The organism is Micromonospora auratinigra (assembly GCF_900089595.1).
Taxonomy (GTDB): domain Bacteria; phylum Actinomycetota; class Actinomycetes; order Mycobacteriales; family Micromonosporaceae; genus Micromonospora; species Micromonospora auratinigra.
In genome coordinates, this window is record NZ_LT594323.1 from 2054807 (window position 1) to 2075517 (window position 20711).

17 protein-coding genes are annotated in these 20711 nt (G+C 76.7%); 4 read left to right on the top strand and 13 right to left on the bottom strand.

Annotated features, from left to right (window positions below):
* Positions 1 to 21: 21 nt before the first annotated feature.
* Complete coding sequence (locus tag GA0070611_RS09470; protein WP_091661014.1) at positions 22 to 2967, bottom strand: helix-turn-helix transcriptional regulator; 2946 nt, start codon at positions 2965 to 2967, stop codon at positions 22 to 24.
* 241 nt (positions 2968 to 3208) lie between these two features.
* On the opposite strand from GA0070611_RS09470, the gene GA0070611_RS09475 reads away from it, so the two are divergent.
* Entirely contained in the window at positions 3209 to 5518 is a 2310-nt protein-coding gene (locus GA0070611_RS09475) for an adenylate/guanylate cyclase domain-containing protein (protein ID WP_231921387.1), read from the top strand.
* Between the two features lie 102 nt (positions 5519 to 5620).
* Here the strand turns inward: GA0070611_RS09475 and GA0070611_RS09480 are convergent, their stop codons facing one another.
* The 4 genes from GA0070611_RS09480 to GA0070611_RS09495 all read right to left on the bottom strand — a co-directional run bounded on the left by GA0070611_RS09480 (position 5621) and on the right by GA0070611_RS09495 (position 8563).
* On the bottom strand, positions 5621 to 6187 hold the full coding sequence (locus GA0070611_RS09480; RefSeq protein ID WP_091661017.1) for a dienelactone hydrolase family protein: 567 nt from the start codon (positions 6185 to 6187) through the stop codon (positions 5621 to 5623).
* A 60-nt stretch (positions 6188 to 6247) separates the two neighbouring features.
* Positions 6248 to 6655 (bottom strand): hydroxyphenylacetyl-CoA thioesterase PaaI, encoded by a 408-nt coding sequence (paaI, locus tag GA0070611_RS09485; RefSeq protein WP_091661020.1) that lies wholly within the window; start codon positions 6653 to 6655, stop codon positions 6248 to 6250.
* A 1-nt stretch (position 6656) separates the two neighbouring features.
* Positions 6657 to 7964 (bottom strand): phenylacetate--CoA ligase PaaK, encoded by a 1308-nt coding sequence (paaK, locus tag GA0070611_RS09490; RefSeq protein ID WP_091661024.1) that lies wholly within the window; start codon positions 7962 to 7964, stop codon positions 6657 to 6659.
* 131 nt (positions 7965 to 8095) lie between these two features.
* Positions 8096 to 8563 (bottom strand): MarR family winged helix-turn-helix transcriptional regulator, encoded by a 468-nt coding sequence (locus tag GA0070611_RS09495; RefSeq protein ID WP_091661028.1) that lies wholly within the window; start codon positions 8561 to 8563, stop codon positions 8096 to 8098.
* A gap of 140 nt (positions 8564 to 8703) precedes the next feature.
* Between GA0070611_RS09495 and GA0070611_RS09500 the strand changes: the two genes are divergently transcribed.
* The 3 genes from GA0070611_RS09500 to crcB all read left to right on the top strand — a co-directional run bounded on the left by GA0070611_RS09500 (position 8704) and on the right by crcB (position 10900).
* Positions 8704 to 9924, top strand: a complete 1221-nt coding sequence (locus GA0070611_RS09500) for an MFS transporter (protein WP_091661030.1) — start codon at positions 8704 to 8706, stop codon at positions 9922 to 9924.
* A 122-nt stretch (positions 9925 to 10046) separates the two neighbouring features.
* Positions 10047 to 10541 (top strand): FluC/FEX family fluoride channel, encoded by a 495-nt coding sequence (locus GA0070611_RS09505; RefSeq protein WP_091661034.1) that lies wholly within the window; start codon positions 10047 to 10049, stop codon positions 10539 to 10541.
* On the top strand, positions 10538 to 10900 hold the full coding sequence (gene crcB / locus GA0070611_RS09510) for a fluoride efflux transporter CrcB (RefSeq protein ID WP_091661038.1): 363 nt from the start codon (positions 10538 to 10540) through the stop codon (positions 10898 to 10900). Before GA0070611_RS09505 ends, crcB begins: the two co-directional genes overlap by 4 nt.
* A 55-nt stretch (positions 10901 to 10955) precedes the next feature.
* On the opposite strand, the gene GA0070611_RS09515 is transcribed toward crcB, so the two are convergent.
* From GA0070611_RS09515 to GA0070611_RS09550, 8 genes are read right to left on the bottom strand one after another with little or no spacing between them, the layout of a single operon-like run.
* Positions 10956 to 13469, bottom strand: a complete 2514-nt coding sequence (locus GA0070611_RS09515) for a glycoside hydrolase family 38 N-terminal domain-containing protein (RefSeq protein WP_091661042.1) — start codon at positions 13467 to 13469, stop codon at positions 10956 to 10958.
* Positions 13466 to 14155, bottom strand: a complete 690-nt coding sequence (locus tag GA0070611_RS09520; RefSeq protein ID WP_091661046.1) for an N-acetylmannosamine-6-phosphate 2-epimerase — start codon at positions 14153 to 14155, stop codon at positions 13466 to 13468. Before GA0070611_RS09520 ends, GA0070611_RS09515 begins: the two co-directional genes overlap by 4 nt.
* On the bottom strand, positions 14152 to 15828 hold the full coding sequence (locus tag GA0070611_RS09525) for an FAD-dependent oxidoreductase (RefSeq protein ID WP_091661049.1): 1677 nt from the start codon (positions 15826 to 15828) through the stop codon (positions 14152 to 14154). The genes GA0070611_RS09520 and GA0070611_RS09525 overlap by 4 nt, the downstream gene beginning before the upstream one ends.
* Positions 15815 to 17293 carry a DUF4127 family protein gene (locus tag GA0070611_RS09530; protein ID WP_091661052.1) on the bottom strand — a complete coding sequence of 493 codons (1479 nt, stop codon included), beginning with the start codon at positions 17291 to 17293 and terminating at the stop codon, positions 15815 to 15817. The genes GA0070611_RS09525 and GA0070611_RS09530 overlap by 14 nt, the downstream gene beginning before the upstream one ends.
* On the bottom strand, positions 17290 to 18246 hold the full coding sequence (locus GA0070611_RS09535; RefSeq protein WP_091661055.1) for an ROK family protein: 957 nt from the start codon (positions 18244 to 18246) through the stop codon (positions 17290 to 17292). Before GA0070611_RS09535 ends, GA0070611_RS09530 begins: the two co-directional genes overlap by 4 nt.
* Entirely contained in the window at positions 18243 to 18971 is a 729-nt protein-coding gene (locus GA0070611_RS09540) for a GntR family transcriptional regulator (protein WP_091661058.1), read from the bottom strand. Before GA0070611_RS09540 ends, GA0070611_RS09535 begins: the two co-directional genes overlap by 4 nt.
* Positions 18968 to 19792: a carbohydrate ABC transporter permease gene (locus GA0070611_RS09545; protein WP_091661061.1), complete on the bottom strand. Its 825-nt coding sequence runs from the start codon at positions 19790 to 19792 to the stop codon at positions 18968 to 18970. The genes GA0070611_RS09540 and GA0070611_RS09545 overlap by 4 nt, the downstream gene beginning before the upstream one ends.
* The gene (locus GA0070611_RS09550; RefSeq protein WP_197675894.1) at positions 19789 to 20673 is read right to left on the bottom strand and encodes a carbohydrate ABC transporter permease; all 885 of its coding nucleotides are present in this window, start codon (positions 20671 to 20673) and stop codon (positions 19789 to 19791) included. Before GA0070611_RS09550 ends, GA0070611_RS09545 begins: the two co-directional genes overlap by 4 nt.
* Positions 20674 to 20711: the final 38 nt, after the last annotated feature.

The window sequence follows — 20711 nt, forward strand, 5'->3', positions numbered from 1 at the left end:
CGGATCGGTAGAACGACGTATTCAGGCGTGGTGGCGCAGGAAGATCGCGCTGGCCTGCACCCGGGTGCGGACCTGGAGCTTGTCGAAGATGTGCGAGACGTGCACCCCGATGGTCCGCTCGCTGATGAACAGCCGCTGACCGATCTCCTTGTTGGTCAACCCCTCCGCGACGGCGGCGAGCACCTCGCGCTCGCGGGCGGTCAGCGCCGCCAGCTCGTCCACCGTGGGCCCGCCGGGCGCAGCGCCGGCCCGGGGGCGGGGCGCGGGACGCGTCTCGGCGGCCGGCTGCTCCTCCAGGGTGACCCGGGCCCGTCCGGCCAGCGTGCGGATCTCCGAGGTCAGCGGCACCGCGCCCAGCGCCAGCGCCATCCGGTGCGCCTGGCGCAGCAGCTTGGCGGCGGTGGCCGGTCGGCTGCGCCGGACCAGCAGCGCCTCCGCCTGGCGCAGCCGGGAGTAGGCCGCCGGGTAGGGGTGGCTGCGCCGGTCCCACTCGGCCGCCGAGCGGGCCCACAGCTCCGGGTCGCCCCGCTCGTCGAGCCGGCTCAGCTCCGCGGCGCAGAGCGCCAGGAACCCTTCGGCGACGTACCGCACCGGCACGCCCGCCTTCTCGCTCTTGGCGGTCACCCGGTCGACCACCTCGCGCAGCCGGCGCACCGATGTCGGGTCCACCTCGACCGTACGGCTGGCGTGCGCCTCCGCCTCGGCGCGCAGCCCGTGCCAGGCCAGGGTGGCCAGCACGATGACGTCGTCGGAGCGGCTCTCGGTCAGGCCCCGCTGGACGGCCTGCCGGGCCAGGTCGTGCCGCCCCTGCCACATCGCCAGGCCGGCGCGCAGGATGAGCATCGGCATGACGTGCCGCGCGCCCCCACCGGCGAGCATCGTCGCCACCGCCTCCAGGTCCCGGTCGGAGGCCTCGACGTCGCCGTACCCGACGGAGAGCCGGCAGCGGGCGAGCAGCAGCTCCACGGCGTCGGTGCCGGACGGCCGGTGTCGCAGCGCGGCGGCGACCACCTTCTCCGCCTCCGCCCACTGCCCGAGCCGGAACAGCCCGTTCGTGGCGACCGCCAGCAGCCGGGTGCCCCAGGTGCGGCCGAGGCCCAGCTCGGCGACCCGGGCGGCGCCCCGGCGGGCCACCAGCACGCCCTCCTCGAGGATGTTCAACGGCCCGGTCAGCAACTCGGCTAGGTGCAGGTACGCGCACGCGACGTCCTCCGGCCGGCCGGAGGACTCGGCGGTCTCCAGGGCCCGCCGCATCACCGCCAGGCCGGCCTCCGGGTCCTCCAGCCACGCCTCGCTGTACCCGAGCGCCGCGCTGGCCAGCACCACGGCCGAGGCGGAGCCGTCCACCGCGGCCGCCAGCCGCAACGCCGTCCGGGCCTGGTCGCCGGCCTCGGCGTACCGGCCTAGGTGCAGCAGCAGCTCGGCCAGGTGGGCGGCGGCGGTGGCCCGCTCCCGGGCCGTGCACTCCGGGGACTCCAGCGCCCGGCGGTACTCGGCCTCGGCCGGGGCGGACCGGCCGGCGGCGGCCAGGTAACGGGCCCGCCGGATGTGCAGGGCGCAGGCGGGCGGGCCGGCCGGCTCCCGGGCCAGCTCCGCCAGCAGGTCCAGCGCGCGGGCGTGCTCGCCGCAGTGGTGCGCCGCCTCGGCCGCGTTCTCCAGCAGCTCGGTCCGGTCCACCTCGACCGGCGCGACGGACCGCTCGCCGTCCGGCGACGCCGCCACCGGGGTCGACGCCAGCTGCAACGCCACCGACCAGTGGCGGTGCGCCTCGGCGTAGCCGAGCAGCCGTTCCGCCTCGCGGGCGGCCGCCATCGCGGCGGGCAACGCCCGGCCGGGCTCGCCGGCCAGCCGCCAGTGGTGGGCCAGCCGGGCCTGGTGCAGCTCGGCGGGGGCCGAGGTCAGCGCCTCGGCGTAACGGCGGTGCAACGCGGCGCGTTCGGCCGGTAGCAGCTCCTCGGAGAGCACCTCGGCGACCAGCCGGTGCCGCAACCGGTAGCCGTCGTCCGCGCCGACCAGCAGCCGGTGCGCCACCGCGGCCCGTACGGCGTCGAGCAGCTCCTCCTCCGGCAGCCGCACCACCTGGGCCAGCAGCCAGTGCTCGACCGGCTCCACCCCGGCCGCGACGGCCTGCACCACCGCGTGCGCGTGCGGTGGCAACGCGTCGACCCGGGACAGGAAGACCTCGCGCAGCGTGTCGGAGAGACCGTCGCGGCCGTCGCGCAGGTCGCGGGCCAGCTCCTCGACCACGAACGGGTTGCCGCCGCTGCGCTGCCACATCCGGTCGGCGGCCTCCGGCGCCAGCGGCGCGCCGACGATCGCGGCGGCCAGCTCGTCGGTGCCGGAACGGTCCAGCGGACCGACGTCGAGCACCCGTACCGAGCGCAGCCGGCGCAGCTCGGTGAGCACCCGGCGCAGCGGGTGGGCGCCCTGCAACGACTCGGTGCGGACCGCGGTGAGCACCGAGAGCTGGAGGTCACCGAGGCCGGCGAGCAGATAGAGCAGCAGTTGCCGGGTGCTCCGGTCGACCCACTGCAGGTCGTCCAGGACCAGCACCAGCGGGCGACCGCCGGCGACCAGGTGCAGCCCCTGCGAGACCCGTTCCAGCAGCGCACCCGCGCCCTCCGGCCCGGGCGTCTCCTGGTCGAAGACCTGGAGCAGGCCGCGCACCGCCGGGGCGTCGCGCGCCTCGGCGGGGCCGGTGCCGAGACGGCGCAACGCCTGCCGCAGCGGGTGCAGCGGGGAGGCGTCGCCGATGTCGAGGCAGGCCCCGGTCAGCACCAACGCGCCCGCCTCGCGCAGCCGGACGGCGGTCTCGGTGAGCAGCCGGCTCTTGCCGACCCCGCTCTCCCCGGTGAGGAAGACCGCCGCGGTGCGACCGGGGGCCACCTCGGGCAGCAGCGCGGAGCGGAGCACCGCGAGGGTGTCGGCACGGCCGACCAGTGGTGCGGTCTCCACCTCGCTGGCCATGGTTCGCAGCCTAGTCACAGGTTCCCGCGACCCTCTACCGGCTCAGGGCCGGGTTGGTCCGCTTCGCGTCGACATTACGACCGAAGGTTGCGCATGGTCGACATACGTCGTCCTACCGATCCCCCGACCTACCGGTGGTGACAGTCTCCAGAGGTCGTCAGCACCGGACCGGGGGGAAGGGTGGGGTGCGATGCCAGTGAGCAGGACAACGCGGAGTCGGGAACCCGTCACGTGCTGGCCGGTGCCGGAGGAGCGGCGCACGGTCAGCGTGCTCTTCGTCGACATCGTCGGCTCCACCGGGCTGGTCGAGCGGCTCGACCCGGAGGACGTCCGGGCGCTGCAACACGGCTACTTCGGCACCGTCGCCGGGGTGCTGCGCCGGTGGAGCGGGGTGGTGGAGAAGTACATCGGCGACGCGGTCATGGCGCTGTTCGGCGCGCACGGCTCCGACGGCTTCGACGCGTACCGGGCGGTGCGGGCCGGATTGGAGATCCAGGACGCGCTGGACCGGCGGGCCCCGGACGGTACCCGGCTGCGGATCCGGGTCGGGATCGCCACGGGCGAGGTGGTGGTGGACCTGGCCGCCGCGCGCGACGGCGGGCACGGCACCGCCAGCGGCGCGGTCATCACCACCGCGGCCCGCCTGCAGGGGTACGCGCCACCGGGCGGCGTCGTGGTCTGCGCGGCCACCCGGCGGGCCACCGCCGGGCTGCTCGGCCTGCGCCCGCTCGGCGCGGTGACGGTGGCCGGCATGGCGCAGCCGCTGGACGTGTGGCGGGTGACCGGGTTGGGGCGACCCGGCGGGTCCCGCCACCACGGCCCGCTGATCGGCCGGCGACGGGAACTGGCCAGCGCCGCCGACGAGATCATCCGGGCGCTGCGGGAACGCCGGCCCGGCCGGGTCTCCCTGGTCGGACCGACCGGCAGCGGGCGCAGCCGGCTGCTGCACGAACTGACCCGGGTGGTGTCGACCGTGGACGGTGCCCCGGTCCGCTGGTGCGTGGCGCACTGCCCGCCGTACCCCCGGGGGGACCTGGCGCCGCTGGCCGACATGGTCCGCGCGTTCGCCGGCGCCCGCGACACCCATCCGCCCGCAGCGGTACGCCGACGGCTGGTCGTCGCGCTGGACGGCGTGCTGCCGCCGGTTCCGCTCGGCGCGACGGCGCACGACCTGGCCGACTTCGCCGCGACGCCGCTGGACACCGCCGTGGCGACCCTCGGCGCGCAGCGGTGGCGGGAGACGCTGCTCGCCCTGGCGGCCCGGGGACCGCTGGTGGTGGCCGTGGACGACCTGGACCGGGCCGCCCCGCCGCTGCACCGGTTCCTGCACCGGCTCCTCGCCACCGCGTCCGCGCGGGCGCTGCCACTGGCGGTGGTGGTGACCCACGGGCCGGGTCGGGCCGAACCGGTGCCCGACCCGGCCGGCCGGCACCGCCGGGTGCCGCTGGCCCCGCTGCGCACCGTGGAGACCGGGCGGCTGCTGCGGCACCTGCTCGGCCGGGCCGCCCGACCGGCGGCGCTGGCCCGCGAACTGCTGCCGCTGGTCGCCGGCAACCCGGCCGCGGCCGAGGCGTACGTGCGGGCGCTGGACGGTCCGGCCGGCCCGGGCCGGCCGGTGCCCGACGCGGTCCGCCGGATGGTCGACGCGCGGCTGGACCGGCTGGACGGGGAGCAGCGGGCGGTGCTGATGGCGGGCGCGGCATGTCCCGCCGAGTTCGACGCCGACGTCGTGGAGCGACTGCTCGGCTGGCCCGCCGGCCGGGCCGAGCCGGCGCTGCGGGCGCTGCTGGTCTGCGGTGTGCTGCGCCGGGCCGGTCGCCGGTACGCGGTGGGCGAACCGACGGTGGCCCGGGTGGCGCGGCAGCGGTTGCCCCGCACGCTGCGCGCCGAGTTCACCCGCCGCGCCCGCGCCGAGGCGGAGGGCTGTCCGGCCGGTGCGCCGGCGCGCCCGGACGGCACGCCGCCCCGGCCAGTCGCCGACGGCGGCGGCGCGTCCACCGTCGCGGGTCGCCACCCGGCCTGTCCGCCCCGAGCGGACCGCCCGCCGGCGGCGGGCGTAGCGCACCGGCCCGGGACGGTCCCCCGGCGTCTCGGGCCCGTCCCGACCGCCGGCGTCGCCACGCGACCGGTGGTGGCCCCGGCACCGCTGACGGCCACCGCACCGCAGGTGGCCGCCACGCCCCTCCTGGCCACCGCACCCCTCGTGGCCGCCCCGCCGGGGGTGCGGCCCGGCCGGGCGTCGGTGGCGGCGGCGCCGGCCGCGCGGGGCGTCCACCGGGGCCGGCCGGCGACCGCGGCGGCGGCCGGCCGGCACGCGGCCGACCAGCACCGGAGCCCAGTGACCGGCACGGCCGGGCAGGGCCGCAGCGCGGTAGCCGACGCGGCTGGCCGGGGCCGGGGTCCGGCGATCGGCGCGGTCCCGGGCGGCTCGGTGGGCGCGGGCCGCCGGGCGCAGCCCACCCGGAGCCGGATAGATCCGCCGGGCACGGCGCCCGGGAGCCGATTAGACGGGGCGCGCGGGGTCGGGGCACCGGCCCCCGTCGCCGCCTGAACCGACGACGCCGTGGCCGGAGCGGGCACGGGGCCACTCCGGCCACGGCGTCGTCCCGATCGGGCGCCGGCGCACCCCGGCCGGGACGGGCCCGGCGTCGACTCAGAGCCCGGCCAGGAACCCCACGGTCCGGTCCCAGGTCAACGCGGTGGCCGGCGCGTCGTGGTCGGGCAGGTCGGGGTCGGTGAAGAGATGCCCGGGGCCCGGATACCGGTGCACGGAGAGCTCCGCACCGGCCGCGGTCATCGCCTGCCGCCACTGCGTGACCTCGTCGTCCGGCTCGTACGCGTCGGGAACGGCGAGGTGCAGCTGCACCGGCAGCCCGGGGCGGACCGATTCCGGGGCGCCACCGGTGCCGTGCAGCAGCAGGACCGCGGCGGCGTCGGGCCGCTCCGCGAGCAGCGCCCCGGCCAACCCGGCGCCCATCGAGAAGCCGGCCAGGACCGTGTCGGCCGGCAGCGTGCCGGCGACCGCCCGGGCCCGCGCCAGCACGGTCTCCGGGCCCACCTCGGCGAAGCGGGCGAAGCCCTCCTCGACCGTGTCGGTGGCCGGTACGCCGTACAGGTCGGGCGCGGTGACCTGGTGACCGGCGGCACGCAGCCGGTCGGCGGCGGCGCGCACCGCCGGACGCAGCCCCAGGACGGAGTGCAACAGCAGGACGTGTGCCATCGGGTCATCCTGTCCCGGGTGCCGCCGGCCGGGGCGGGCGACGCGCCGGGACGGCGGGCGCTACGGGCGGGCGATGGTGCGGCTGCGGCCGCGGAACTCGGCGACGACCTCGTCGTCGCGCCACACCGTGACGTCGTAGATGCCGCTGCGGCCGTGCCGGACCCGCTCGGTGGCGCGCGCCTCCAACAGGTCGCCCTCGCGTACCGGGCGCAGGAAGCTGATCTCGCCGCCGGCCGCGACGGTGGCCGGGCCGTGGCTGTTGCAGGCCAGCGCGAACGCCGTGTCGGCGAGCAGGAACACGTAGCCGCCGTGGCCGATGGCGTGCCCGTTGAGCATGGTGGGCGTGACCCGCATCCGGGCCACCGCCGCGCCGTCGCCGGCCGAGACCAGCTCGATGCCCAGCCCCTTCGAGGCCACGTCGGCGTCGAACATGTCGTGGGCCGCGGTCCGGCCGTCGCGCTGCGCCATCTCAGTGCTCCCGGCGCTGGTCCACGATCCGGCGCATCTTGCCCATCGAGCGTTCCACCCCGTCGGGTTCGATCACCTGGACCGCGACGCTGACTCCGATGGTGTTCTTGACCTGCTGCACCAGGGCCGCCCCGGCCCGCTCGGCCTCGTCGGCGGCCACCCCGGCCCGCCGCTCCACCTTGACCGTGAGCGTGTCCATCCGCCCCTGCCGGTCGAGCACGCACTGGAAGTGCGGGGAGAGCGCCGGCGTACGCAGGATCAGCTCCTCGATCTGGGTGGGGAAGACGTTCACCCCACGGACGATCATCATGTCGTCGGTCCGTCCGGTGATCTTCTCGATCCGCCGTACGGCGCGGGCCGTGCCGGGCAGCAGCCGGGTCAGGTCCCGGGTGCGGTAGCGGACCACCGGCATGGCCTCCTTGGTGAGCGAGGTGAGCACCAGCTCGCCCTGCTCGCCGTCGGGCAGCACCGCGCCGGTCACCGGGTCGATCACCTCGGGATAGAAGTGGTCCTCCCAGAGGTGCAGGCCGTCCTTGGTCTCCACGCACTCGACCGCCACCCCGGGACCCATCACCTCGGACAGGCCGTAGATGTCGACCGCGTGCATGTCGAGCCGCTGCTCCATCTCCCGGCGCATGTCCTCGGTCCACGGCTCGGCCCCGAAGATGCCCACCTGCAACGAGGTGGCGCGCGGGTCGACGCCCTGGCGTTCCAGCTCGTCCACGATGGCCAGCATGTAGCTGGGGGTCACCATGACGACCTCCGGCGCGAAGTCGCGGATCAGCATGGCCTGCCGTTCGGTCATGCCGCCGGAGACCGGGATGACGGTGCAGCCCAGCTCCTCGGCGCCGTAGTGCGCGCCCAGGCCGCCGGTGAAGAGCCCGTAGCCGTACGCCACGTGCACCCGGTCGCCGCGCCGGCCGCCGGCCGCCCGGATCGAGCGGGCCATCAGCTTCGCCCAGGTGTCGAGGTCCTGCTTCGTGTAGCCGACGACGGTGGGGCGGCCGGTGGTGCCGGAGGAGGCGTGCACCCGGGCGACCTGCTCGCGGGGCACGGCGAACATGCCGAACGGGTAGTTCTGCCGCAGCTCGGCCTTGCCGGTGAACGGGAACCGGGCCAGGTCGGACAGCTCGCGCAGGTCGTCGGGGTGGACGTCGGCGGCCGCGAAGGCGCTGCGGTAGTGCGGCACGTTGTCGTACGCGTGCCGCAGCGACCAGCGCAGCCGGTGCAGTTGCAGGGCCCGCAGCTCGTCGACACCGGCCCGCTCGACGGGGTCCAGCTCGTCCGGACGAGGGGTGCGGTCCTGCACGGTTGCCTCCTGCGCGCCTGCCCCGACGCCGCGTCGCGCCGGGCGATGCCGCACACCGTACGCGCGCACCGGCCGTCCTGCCAGGTCAGCCCGGCACAGGCCGGCCGGTCGGCGCGGCAGGGCCCGGCCGCTCAGCCGGGCCCACCGGTCGGGTCCGGTGCGGGCAGCCGGTGCAGGGCGTCGACCAGCGGGGCCAGCTCGGGGGTCCGCTCGGCCTGGTCGAGCGCCCCGGCGAGCACCCGGTCGTGGGTGGGGCGGGCCCGGCCGAGCAGATCGGAGCCGGCCGGGGTCAGCTCGGTGTAGATGCCCCGCCGGTCGTCGGCGCAGAGGATGCGGGTCAACAGGCCCCGCTCCTCCAGGCGGGTGACCAGACGGGTGGTGGCGCTGCCGGAGAGCGCGGCGGCGCGGGCCAGTTGCCGCATCCGCATGTGCCAGCCGTCCTGGCGGGAGAGCGCGTCGAGCACCGTGTACTCGACCACGGAGAGCCCGTGCTCGACCTGGAGCGCGCGTTCCAGCGCGGTCTCGATCAGCCCGTGCAGCGCGGCGAGCGTGCGCCAACCCTGGGCGCGGATCTCGACCGCGTCGTCGCCGATGCCCATGCGCGCCCCCTCGGTGTGACCTGGTCGACTCCCAGGCTAGCACGCTTGCGCCGACAACAAGCGCGTGCAACTATTTCGTTGCTGGCGCGGGTAGTTGCAGACGCGCCCTAATCCCTCCCCGACCGGAACGGACCCCTCCCATGTCCCAGCGCACCGCCCTCCCCGGCGGCCTGCTCGCCCTCGCCGTCGGCGCCTTCGGGATCGGACTCACCGAGTTCGTGATCATGGGGCTGCTCCCCCAGGTCGCCGCCGACTTCGCGGTCACCGAGTCGGTCGCCGGCTGGCTGATCTCCGGGTACGCGCTCAGCGTCGCCGTCGGCGGCGTGGCCCTCACCGCGGCGGTCACCCGGCTGCCCCGCAAGCCGGTCCTGCTCGGCCTGATGGTGCTCTTCATCGTCGGCAACCTGCTCTCCGCGCTGGCCGGCGACTACGCCACGATGCTGGCCGGCCGGATCGTCGCGGCGCTCTGCCACGGCGCCTTCTTCGGCATCGGCGCGGTGGTGGCGGCCGGGCTGGTGGCCCCGGCGCGCCGCGCCGGGGCGATCGCGATGATGTTCGCCGGGCTGACCATCGCCAACGTGCTCGGCGTGCCGTTCGGCACCCTGCTCGGCCAGCATCTCGGCTGGCGGTCCACGTTCTGGGCGATCACCGGCATCGGCGTGCTGGCGCTGGCCGGCCTCGCGCTGCTGGTGCCCGGTCGCGGTCCGGCCACCGCCGCCGCCCCCGGCGGCGGGCTGCGCGGCGAGCTGCGCGCATTCACCCGGGCGCAGGTCTGGTTCTCGCTGCTGGTCACCGTCCTCGGCTTCGGCGGCATGTTCGGCGCGTTCACCTACATCGCGTACACGCTGACCGAGGTGAGCGGCTTCGCCACCGGCACCGTCCCGTGGCTGCTGGTGCTCTTCGGGGCCGGACTCTTCGTCGGCAACCTGGCCGGCGGTCGGGCCGCCGACGTGTCGCTCTCCCGCACCCTGCGCACCGTGCTGGCGGTGCTGACCGTGGTGCTGGTCGGGTTCGCCCTCACCGCCACCAGCCCGGTGGCGACCGTCGCCGCGCTGGTGCTGATGGGCGCGTTCGGCTTCGCCACCGTGCCGCCGCTGCAGATGCGGATCATGAAGTACGCCCACCAGGCCCCGACGCTCGCCTCCGGGGCGAACATCGCCGCGTTCAACCTCGGCAACGCGCTCGGCGCCTGGCTCGGTGGCCTGACCATCAGCGCCGGGCTGGGCTACACCGCCCCGATCTGGGCCGGTGCCGGCCTCACCCTGCTGGGGCTGGTCGTGCTGCTGGTGGCCGAGCGGCACGCCCGCCGGACACCGGTGACCCCGGCGCCGGGCCGGGACCTGGTGGACGCCACCGCCTGAGCGGCGGCCGTCCCGGGGCGGGGCGTTATGCTCGCGGGGACCGGCGGTGGGGCCCGCCGTCCCGGGTACGCCGGGAGAACCGCGCACCGTCGCCGACGGTCCCTGCCAGTGACGCTCGACTGGTGGGAGGCGGCGTGACCCGACCCGACGAGCACCGCGTCGACCCCGACGTCGACCTGCGCGTACCGGCCGACCGGCGGGAACTGGCCGCCCACCCGGCCGCCGTGCTCGGCACCATCGCGGCCGGCGGGGCGCTCGGCGCGCTGGCCCGGGCCGGTGTGCAGACCGCGTTCCCGCATCCGCCCGCCGGCTTCGGATGGGCCACCTTCGGCGTCAACGTGACCGGCTGCCTGCTGATCGGCGCGCTGATGGCGGTGCTCACCGCCCGCCCGGCCGGCCCCCTGGTCCGCCCCTTCCTCGGCGTCGGCGTACTGGGCGGGTTCACCACCTTCTCCACGTACGTGGTGGACGTCCGGCAGGCGGTGGCCGCCGGGGCGCCGGGCACCGCGCTGGCGTACCTGGCGGCGACCGTGCTCCTCGCGCTGCCGGCGGTGGTCGCCGGGGACGCGGTGGCCGGTCGGCTGCTGGCGCGCGCCGGCCGGGAGGCGACCCGGTGACCGTCCTGCTGATCGTGCTCGGGGCCGCCGTCGGCGCGCCGCTGCGCTACCTGACCGACCGGGCCGTGCAGGCCCGGCACGACTCGCCCTTCCCCTGGGGCACCCTGACCGTCAACATGGCCGGGTCACTGCTGCTCGGGGCACTGGTCGCCGTGCCCGCCTCCCCGGCGCTGACGGCCCTGGTCGGCACCGGCTTCTGCGGCGCGCTGACCACCTGGTCCACGCTCGGCTACGAGACGGTGCGGCTGCACCGGGAGGGGGCCCGCCGGTACGCCGTGGCGAACGCGGCGGTCAGCGTGGTCGCCGGACTGACCGCCGCGTCCCTGGGATACGCGCTCGCCCACGCCGTCACCGGCTGACCGGCCGGCGGTCGCGCCGGGACCGGGCAACCGAGGGGTCCCGGCGTGGCCCGGATCAGCCGCCGACGCGGAAGCTGCGGGTGGCGAAGGGCCCGAGGACGATCGCGTCGGCGGCCACCTGGCCGTCGACCGGGCGCTCGGCGAGGTCGCACTCCACCAGGTCACCGGGCACCCCGGCGACCGTGGCGACCACCTCGACCGAGGTCGGGTTCACCAGTCGCAGCACCGCGCCCGCGCCGTCCTCGGCGGGCTTGTACGCCGACACCTGCGCCCCGTCCACCCGCAGTCCGGATGTCGCGGCGGGGGCCGTCGTACCCGGCCGCAGCTGCCAGGCCCGCAGTGGTGCCCGCCGGCGGGCCGCCGCAGCGGTCACCGTCGCCTCGTCGGCGGTCAGCCGGACGCCGACGGCGGCCCTGATCCGGCGGCGGCACTGCGCCTCCGGGGTGGCCAGCTGCGGGCCGGCGCCGGCGGTACGGGCCCGCAGGTCGGGCCGGGACAGCCAGCCGACCGCGCGCAGCACCGTGACGGCCAGCGACGGCGGCTCCCCGGCGATGCCCTGCACCTCGGGCAGGCCCGGGGCGAGGACGGCGAGCCCGGGCAGGGTGGCCAGCGAGCGGACCGGGGCGACCCCGGCGTCGGCCTCGTAGCCGCGCTGCTCGGGCAGCGGGCCGAGGGCCGGCTTGAGCGGCCGGTCCAGGAGGCTGAAGTGGGTGTCGGCGGTCCAGCTGCCGGCGGCGGCGTCGGTCGGGAAGTGCGCCTGGAGCCGGTGGTCGTCGGCGGTGTTGTCGAACTCCACCCGCCAGTCCAGCTCCGGCACGTCCGCCCAGAGGGTCGCGGTCACGGTCAGCGGCAGGGTCACCCGCTCGGCGCTGCGGGCGGTGCGGTCGGCGGTCAGGCCGGCCGGCACGTCCAGGTCGGCGTGCACCACGATCCGGGAGGCGACCGCCGACTCGTGCACGGTGGCGGTGCGCAGCACCGGGCTGACCGCCTCGTCGTCCCGGGGCGGGTCGTAGGTGTAGGTGTCCCCGGCGTCGCCGACGTCGACCAGCCGGCCGAGCCCGGGCAGGGTCCGCCCGGTGGCCGCGTCGACCAGGGTGAACGACGCGTCGTCGGCGACGGTCAGCGTCCAGTCGCCGCGGGTCACGGTGCGTCCGGGCCGCCCGGCGTCCGGCGGGGCCGGGTCACCGGGGGCGACCGAGGCGGTGTAGCCGGTCCAGCCGCCGGCCGGGGCGTCGGCGACGAACGCGATCCGGTGCCGGACCGTCTCCTTCGTGTCGGGGAGGATGTCCAGGTCGGCGCAGAACAGCGGGACCGGCTCGCTGGCCAGCAGGTCGTACGGGACCGGCCGGCCGGCCGCGTCGACCAGGCCGCCGACGGTGTGCCCGGGGGCGGTGTGCAGGTCCACGGTGACCGGTCCGGTGACCGGGGCGGCGTGCGGGTTGACCACCACCAGCGCGGCGGCGTCGGTGACCGGGTCGCCGGCCGGGCGGGTGTCCAGCCCGAGGTCGAGCAGGGCCCGCTCGACCAGGTGCTCGCCGACCTGCTGCGCCCGGGCGAAACGGACCTCGTTCTCCCGGTGCACCTCGTCGACCGAGCAGCCACAGATGGAGTCGTGCGGGGCGTTGGCCAGCAGCAGGTCCCAGGCGTGCCGGAGCAGCCCGGTCGACTCGACGCCGCGCCCGGAGCGGACGGTGAGCGGCTCGGCCCAGGACTCCAGCAGGGTCTCGGTGGCCGCGTTGGCCTGCTTGAGGTAGAGCCGGGTGGAGAGGGTGCCGGCGAGCACGAAGGTGAGCCAGTCGCCCGGGTGGCGCAGCTCTCCGGTGACCACCGCGTCGGCCGGCACCGTGTCGCGGATCTCGGCGAAGTAGTCCGCGAGGGTGCTCTCCCGGGCCGCGCCGTCGGCCAGGCCGGCGGGCAGCGGTCGCGGTGCGAGGTGGTCGCCGCCGTTGAGCAGCAGGTACGGGCCGTCGGCGTCGCGCCCGGTCTGCTTGTCCCGGAAGGTGGCCAGCCGGTCCGCCGCCGAGGCCGCCTCCCAGAGCACCTCGGGCTCGTAGTAGCCCTGGTTGACCGCCACCACCTCGGAGCCGTCCGGCGCGCGCCAGCGGAACCGGGCCCGCCGCGGCGGCGCGCCGCGCCAGACCAGCGCGGTGTCCAGGCCGAAGCCGCGCAGCACCCGGGGCAGGTCGGCGGGGTGGCCGAAGGCGTCCGGGCAGTAGCCGACGTCGGCCAGGCCGAGGCCGAGGTCGGCGGCGACCCGGCGGGCGGTGAGCAGGTTGCGGATCAGGTTCTCGCCGGAGACCAGCTGGTTGTCGGCGAGCACGTGCCAGGGGCCGACGTGCAGCCGGCCGGCGGCGGCGTGGGCGCGGACCCGATCGGCGAGGTCGGGCCGGACGGCGAGCGCGTCCAGCGCGGTGACCGTCTGCCCGTCGAGGTGGAAACGGTGCAGCTCACCGGCGTCGAGCTGGTCGCAGACCCGGGCCACCAGCTCGGCCAGCCGGGCCCGGAAGGACTCCATCGGCCGGTACCACTCGCGGTCCCAGTGGGTGTGGTTGACGACGTGCACGGTCATGACATCTCCGGGCTGGTGACGAGGGCGGCGGCGAAGCGGGAGGTGACCACGGCGGGCCGGGTGATCGCGGTGCCGACCACCACGGCGTGCGCGCCGTGGCGCAGCGCCGCCGCGGCCTGCTCGGGGGTGTTGATCCGGCCCTCGGCGACGACCGGCACGGGCAGCGCCTCGGCGAGCGCGCCGATCAGCGCCAGGTCGGGGTCCTGCGGCACCGCGCCGCCGGTGTAGCCGGAGAGGGTGGTGCCGACCAGGTCCACGCCGGCGGCGACCGCGGCGTACCCGTCGGCGGCCTCGGCCAGGTCGGCCATCACCAGCACGTCGGGGTGGCGGGCCCGCAGCCGGGCCACCGTCTCGGCGAGGCTGAGCCCGTCCGGGCGGGGCCGCCGGGTGCCGTCGAGCGCGACGATCTCCACCCCGGTCGCGGCGACCGCCTCGGCGTGCGCCAGGGTCGGCGTGATGTAGACCCCGCACGTGCCGTCCTTCACCAGGCCGATCAGCGGGGTGCCGGGCAGCGCGGCGCGCAGGGCCCGAAGGTCCCGCAGGCCCTGGGCGCGGATCGCGGCGGCGCCGCCGCGCAGCGCGGAGCGGGCCAGCGCCACCATGTGCGCCGGGTCGTCGAGGGGCTCCCCCGGGTCGGCCTGACAGGAGACGACGAGCCGGCCACGGATCGTGTCGAGGACGGTCATCGGGTGATCTCCTCCAGTACGGCGCCGAAGGCGCGGTCGGGGTCGGGAATGAACGGGTCGGCGCCGAGCGCCCGGGCGACCCGGCGCAGGGCGGCCAGGTCGGCCGGTCCGGCCGGCCGGTCGGGGTCGACGGCCAGGTCGGCGGCGCGCTCCCCCTCCAGGGCCCCGTACGCGGCACCGAGCTGGACGGCGGCGAAGCGCGGGTCGCCCGGGGGCACGTCCGCGACCCAGGCCAGCGGTACTCCGGCGGCGACCAGGTCGCGTTGCACGGCGAGCAGGAGGGCCGGGTCGTCGGGCACGGCGTGCACCGGGAACCCAGCGCGCGCGGCCCGGGCGGCGAGCGCGCCGGCGGCCTCGCCGACCGCCCACTCCCCGTGGTGCACCCGGTACGCGGCGGCGGCCACCTGGGTCGCGCCGAGGTTCTTGGCGGCGGCCAGCAGGTTGACCGCGCCGCTGGGTACCAGGCTCGCGGCGGGGATGGTGAACGGTGCGGTCTCCCGGTAGACCGGCGCCGGGTGGCCGGTGCGTTCGTGCAGGTCGACGTGGTACCAGGTGACGCCGAGTGAGCCGGGCAGATGCCGGGCGCGGGCCCGGCCGGGCAGCGGCGCGAGGTCGTGCCCGGTGACCGGCCGGTCGACCACGATCCGGCGGGACTCGCGCAGGTACGGGGCCTCGGCGAAGCCGTCCGGGGTACCGGCGGCCTCGGGGGCCAGCCGCAGGCCGGGGAAGCCCCGCCCGCCGTCCTCGCGGGGTGCCTCGGTGCGCAGCCAGTGCACGAACGCGGCGGTCAGTTCCCGGCCGGCCCGCTGGGCGCCGGCCGGGTCGCCGATCGGGTCGTACCCGGCGCAGTCGTTGGACGCCCAGTTCAGCACGGCCAGCTCGGGCGCGGTGGCGCGCAGCCGACGGTAGGTCCAGAACGGCGGCCGGCCGTCGGGGCCGTCGGTGAACATCCGGTACCGGTGCACCCCGCCGTCCCAGCCGGCGATGTCGAACGAGAGGCGGTGCCGCAGCGCGGCGTACCCGGCCGGGGCGGGGCCGACGGCGGTGGCGTCGGCGTCGGGGTGCAGCTCGACCAGGGCGCACCAGGTGAACGACTGCTGGGCGGCCGGGTCGGGACCGCCGGGGACGGCGTCCGGCTCGCCGTACGCGTCGCGCCCCTCGGAGCCGGTGACGGTGGCGAAGCCGGCCAGCGGGGCGAGGTCGCCGCGCTCGGTGGCGTCGCAGAAGACGGTGGCCGCGAGCACGGTGCCGTCGGTGAAGGTGACATCGTGGACCCGGCCGTTCTCGACCCGGGCGGCGACGGGCGCGCGGCCGGTCAGCACGGTCACCCCGGCCTCGGCCAGGTACCCGTCGAGGACCCGCTGGGCGACGGCCGGCTCGACGCAGAGCCGGCTCACCCAGCCGCCGCCGGGGTTGGCGGTTCCTCCGTAGTGGGCGCGCAGGTCGTCGCGGAACGCCCGGTAGCTGGCGGAGCAGCCGAAGCTCTCCACGTGCGGGTGCTCGTCGAGGGCGGGCAGGGCCTGGGTGGTGACCTGACCGCCGACCCGGGAGTACTCCTCGACGAGCACCACCCGGACGCCGGCCCGGGCGGCGGCGAGGGCGGCGGCCACCCCGCCGAACCCGCCGCCCACCACGGCGACGTCGGCGGTCAGGGTGGGCTCAGCGCTGGTCACCGGTCTCCTCCAGGGTGAAGTCGATCTCGTACGTGCGTCGCCAGGGCAGCGTCACCGAGCCGGGGGCGACGGCCAGGCCGGGCACCGCGCCCAGCTCCCGCCACCGGGCGGCGAGCAGCTCGCCGATGCGGGCGGTGACCGCCGGGGCGTCGGCGTCGGCGATGTGGTCGTGCCGGGTCGGGTCGGTGCCGAGCTCGCGGCGCAGCCGGGGCCGGGCGGACGACATCCAGACGTGGTCGTCGACCAGCCGGTGGGCCAGCAGCCGGCGCGCGGCCCGCTCGTCCAGCGTGCCGGCGACCCGCCCCACCTGGTACGCGACCAGGGTGGCCAGGGCGCTGCCGACGGTGTTGCCGGCGGTGTTCCAGCCGGCGAACCCGGCCAGCCGGGCGTAGCTGCCGTCGGCGGCGAGGTCGGCGACCAGCCGGGGGTCGGCCCCGTTGCCCAGCGCGCAGTCGGCCAGCGCGACCGGCCGCCCGTCGGCGAGCAGCCGGCGCACCAGGGCGGCGGTGCGGGCGGCCGGGGCCGGGGCGGTGTCGGCCGGCGGCGCGGTCGCCCAGTCGTGCGCGCCGGGCTGCGGCGGGTGGACCACCAGCACCGCGTCGGCGTCGGCGAGGTCGGTGAGGGTGGCCCCGGCCGCGGCGGCCTGGCTGGCGATGCCCACCCCGACCGGGACCGGCTCGTAGCGGGCCACCCGGTCCAGCCCGTCCGGCTCGGCGCAGGCCACCGCGACCCGGGGCGCGTGTCCGGCGGCGACGGTCAGCGCCCGGGCCACCAGCACCGCGCCGATCTCGTCGGCGCCGGGGTGGGCGAGCACCCGGTCGGTCAGCTCCAGCCAGGACGTCCAGTCGCGCAGCCACTGCCACTCGGCGGTGCCGACGGCGGCGAGGGCGGTGTCGTCCGCGCCGACCACCAGGGTGTCCAGCACCCCGTCGGCGGCGAGGCCGAGCGCGACCTGGTTGAGCACGTGGTTGCGCTGGCGGCGGCGCAGGAAGTCGCGGCGGATCTCCGCCGGCACGTCGGTGCCGGGCCGCTGCGTCCCGCCGAGGGCGCGGTGCAGCGCGGCCGAGTACGCGTGCAGCGCCCGCCCGTACCGGGCCCAGTAGTCGGGTTCCTCGCCGGCGTCGTCGGCGTCCGGGGTGCGCTGCACGACGGTGGCCGCGTACACCGGGGCGGGGCCAGTGGCCAGCGCGGACCAGCGGTCGAGGACGGCGGTGACCGGGTCGTCGCGCAGCCGGGAGGCGATCAGGCCGCCCAGGCCGAGGGTCTCCAGCGCCACCACGGCGGCGTCGGCGCGGGAGCCGGCCAGCCAGCGGGCGAGGCCGTCCGGGTCGCCGGGGCGGCGCTGGGCGGGCAGCAGGTCGGCCGGCGGGGTCTGCACCTGCGCGCCGGCGACGGCGGCGACCAGGCCGGGCAGCGACCGGCAGACCGGCCGGTCGTCCAGCGGGATCAGGGCGATGCGCATCATCGGACGGCCTCCGTCGGCGCGGTCCCCGCCGTGCCGGGGCGGGCGGTGGGGGCCGGGGCGAGCAGGGCCCGGCGGGCGGCCTCGGCCGCGCCGACCAGCGGGGCGTCGCCGCCGAGCGCGGCGGGGACCAGCGGCACCGCGCCGAGCACCGGCATGCAGCCGGCGGCGAGGGCGGGCCCCACGGCGGCCAGCAGCTCGGGTACGGCCGCGCCGCCGCCCACCACGATCCGGTCCGGGTCGAGGGTGTTGGCGAGTCCGGCGAGGGCGGTGCCGAGCGCCGCGCCGGCCTCCGCGAGCAGGGCCGCGGCGGTGTCGTCCCCGGCGCGGGCCCGGCGGACCACCTCGGGCAGCGCGACGACGTCGCCGGTCAGCTCGGTGTAGCGGGCGGCGATCGCGGGGCCGGCGGCCACCGCCTCGACGTGCCCGGTGGCGCCGCACGGGCAGGCCCGGCCGAGCGCCTGCGGCACCGGCACGTGACCGAGGTGCCCGGCCGCGCCGAGCCGCCCGGTGAGCAGGGTGCCGGCGGCGTGCACGCCGCCGCCGATGCCGGTGCCGACGGCCACCCCGATGACGGTGGGCAGGCCGCGTCCGGCGCCGTGCACGGCCTCGCCGAGGGTGAACGCCTGCACGTCGTTGAGCACCACGCCGGGCAGGTCGAGCCGGGCGCGCAGCCCGCCGGGCACGTCCACGGCGGACCAGTCGCTGATCGAGGAGGTGGCCGCGGTGAGCAGCCCGGTGGCCGGGTCGACCAGGCCGGGCGCGCCGACGCCGACCGAGACCGGCGCGTCGCCGAGCGAGCGGACCAGCGCGGCGGCGGTGTCCAGCACGGCGGCGGCGCCGTCGCGGGCCGGGGTGGGCGCCTGGGTACGGGCCAGCACGGCGCCGCCCCGGACCAGCGCCGCGGCGGTCTTCGTGCCGCCGATGTCCACGGCGGCGACGAGGGGGAACGTCATGGCGTCCTTCGGGTCACAGTGATGCGGAAGTCGTACCGGTCGGCGCGGTACATGCTCTCGGCGCGCTCGACGGCCACCCCGGCCTCGGTGTAGGTGATCCGGTCCACCCGCAGCGCGGGCGAGTACGGGGCCACGCCGAGCAGCGCGGCCTGGTCGGCGTCCACCACGGTGGCCGAGATGACCTGGTCGGCGTGGTGCGGCTGGACGCCGCGCCCGGCCAGCGCGTCGTAGAGCGAGCCGGCGACGGTGCCGGCGTCCAGCCCACCGATCCGCTCGGTGGGCAGCCAGACCTCCTCGACGCACATCGGCAGCCCGTCGGCGAGCCGGAGCCGGCGGACGTGCGCCACCTCCGCGCCGGGCGACAGCGACAGGTCGCGGGCCACCGTCACCCCGGCCGGGACCAGGGTGAGGTCGAGCAGCCGGGAGTCCGGGGTGAGCCGGCGACTGCGCATGTCCTCGCTGAACGAGGTGAGCGCGAGCGACTTGGAGATGGTGGACGGGTCGGCCACGAAGGTGCCGGCGCCCTGGGACCGGTAGACCAGCCCCTCCTCCTCCAGCCGGCCGACGGCCTGGCGCACGGTGGCCCGGCTGACCCCGAAGCGGGCGACCAGCTCCCGCTCGCTGGGCAGCGGGTCGTGCGGTCGCAGCGTCGCACCGATCTCGGTGCGCAACGCGGTGTACAGCGCCTCGTGCTTGAAGGCGGTCTTGCCGGTGCTGGCGGTCACCCCTTCACCCCTCCCTCTCCGATGCCGCGGAAGAACATCCGCTGCAACGCGAAGAAGACGAGGAGCAGCGGAACGACCGCGATCATCGTGCCAGCGGCGACCACCCGCTGGTCGTTGGTGAAGGTGCCGGAGAGGTACTGCAACCCGACGGTCAGGGTGAAGTTGTCGGGGTTCTTCAGCACGATCAGCGGCCAGAGGAAGTCGTCCCAGGCGAAGAGGAAGCTGAACACGCCGACCACGGCCAGCGACCCGCGCACGCTGGGCAGCGCGACCCGCCAGAACCGGGACCACTCCCCCGCGCCGTCCATCGCGGCGGCCTCCTCGGTCTCCTTGGGCAGGGCGAGGAACGCGGTCCGCATGACCAGGATGGACAGTCCGGAGACCGCGCCGGGCAGCAGCACGCCGAAGAGGCTGTCGACCAACCCAAGGCTGCGTACGGTGAGGAAGACGTTCACCATGATCACCTCGAACGGCACCACCAGCGAGGCGAGCACGGCGGCGAAGACCGCGCCCCGGCCGCGGAAGCGCATCCGGGCCAGCGCGTAGCCGGCCATCGCGCCGAAGAGGCAGTTGGTGACCACGCTGGCCACGGCGACCAGCGCCGAGTTGCCGATGTAGCGCCAGACCGGGATGACGTCGGCGACCTTGCCGAAGTTGGCCAGGGTGGGGTGGGCGGGCAGCAGGGTGGTGTCCGGGCCGTAGATCGGCTCGCCGGTGCTCTTGAGCGCGGTGGAGAGCTGCCAGAGGAACGGCCCGACCAGCAGCACCGCCATCAGCAGCAGCAGGACGTAGCGCAGCGCGGGACCGGCGACGCGGCTCATGCCTCGTTCCTCTCGCTCCGGCGACGCAGCACCAGCGCCAGCACGGAGAGGCCGAGGGTGCCGACGAAGAGCGCCAGGCTCATCGCGGAGGCGTACCCGACCTCGCCGTCGACGCCGAGGCCGACCTCGCGGATGTAGTAGACGATCGACTTGGCCTGCCCGCCGGGCCCGGCGGTGCCGGAGGACATCACGTAGATCTCGGCGAAGACCTTGGTGGCCGAGATCGCGGACAGGGTGCCGACCAGCAGCATGGTGGGGCGCACGGTGGGCACGGTGACCGAGCGGAACCGGCGTACCGCGCCCGCGCCGTCGACCCGGGCCGCCTCGTACAGCTCGTTGGGCACGTTGGAGAGGGCGGCCAGGTAGATGACCATGTAGTAGCCGAGGCCCTTCCAGACGGTCACCAGCATGCAGGAGAAGAGCAGCAGGGTGGCGTCGGTGAGGAAGGGCAGCGGCTCGGTGATCAGCCGCAGCTTCACCAGCACGGCGTTGACCAGCCCGTCGGAGGAGAGCAGCCAGCTCCAGATCAGCCCGACCACCACCATGGAGGCGATCACCGGGGAGTAGAAGATCGCCCGGAACATCCCGATGGCGGGGAGCTTGGCGTGCACCAGCTGGGCCAGCAGCAGGGGCAGCAGCACCAGCGCCGGTACCACCACCGCGAGGTAGAGGGCGGTGTTGCCCAGCGACCGGAAGAACTCGGTGTCCTCGGCGAGGCGGCGGAAGTTCTCGGTGCCGGTGAAGTGTCCGCCGCCGAGCGCCTGCGCGTCGGTGAAGGCGAGGACGCTGGTGTTGGCCAGCGGTCCCCAGGTCATCAGGGCGGTGACGAGCAGCGCGGGGGCGAGGAAGAGCCAGGGTACGTACCAGCGACGGCCGATCACGTCGGTGAGCTCCTGTCGTGGGGGGTGGCGGTGCCGCC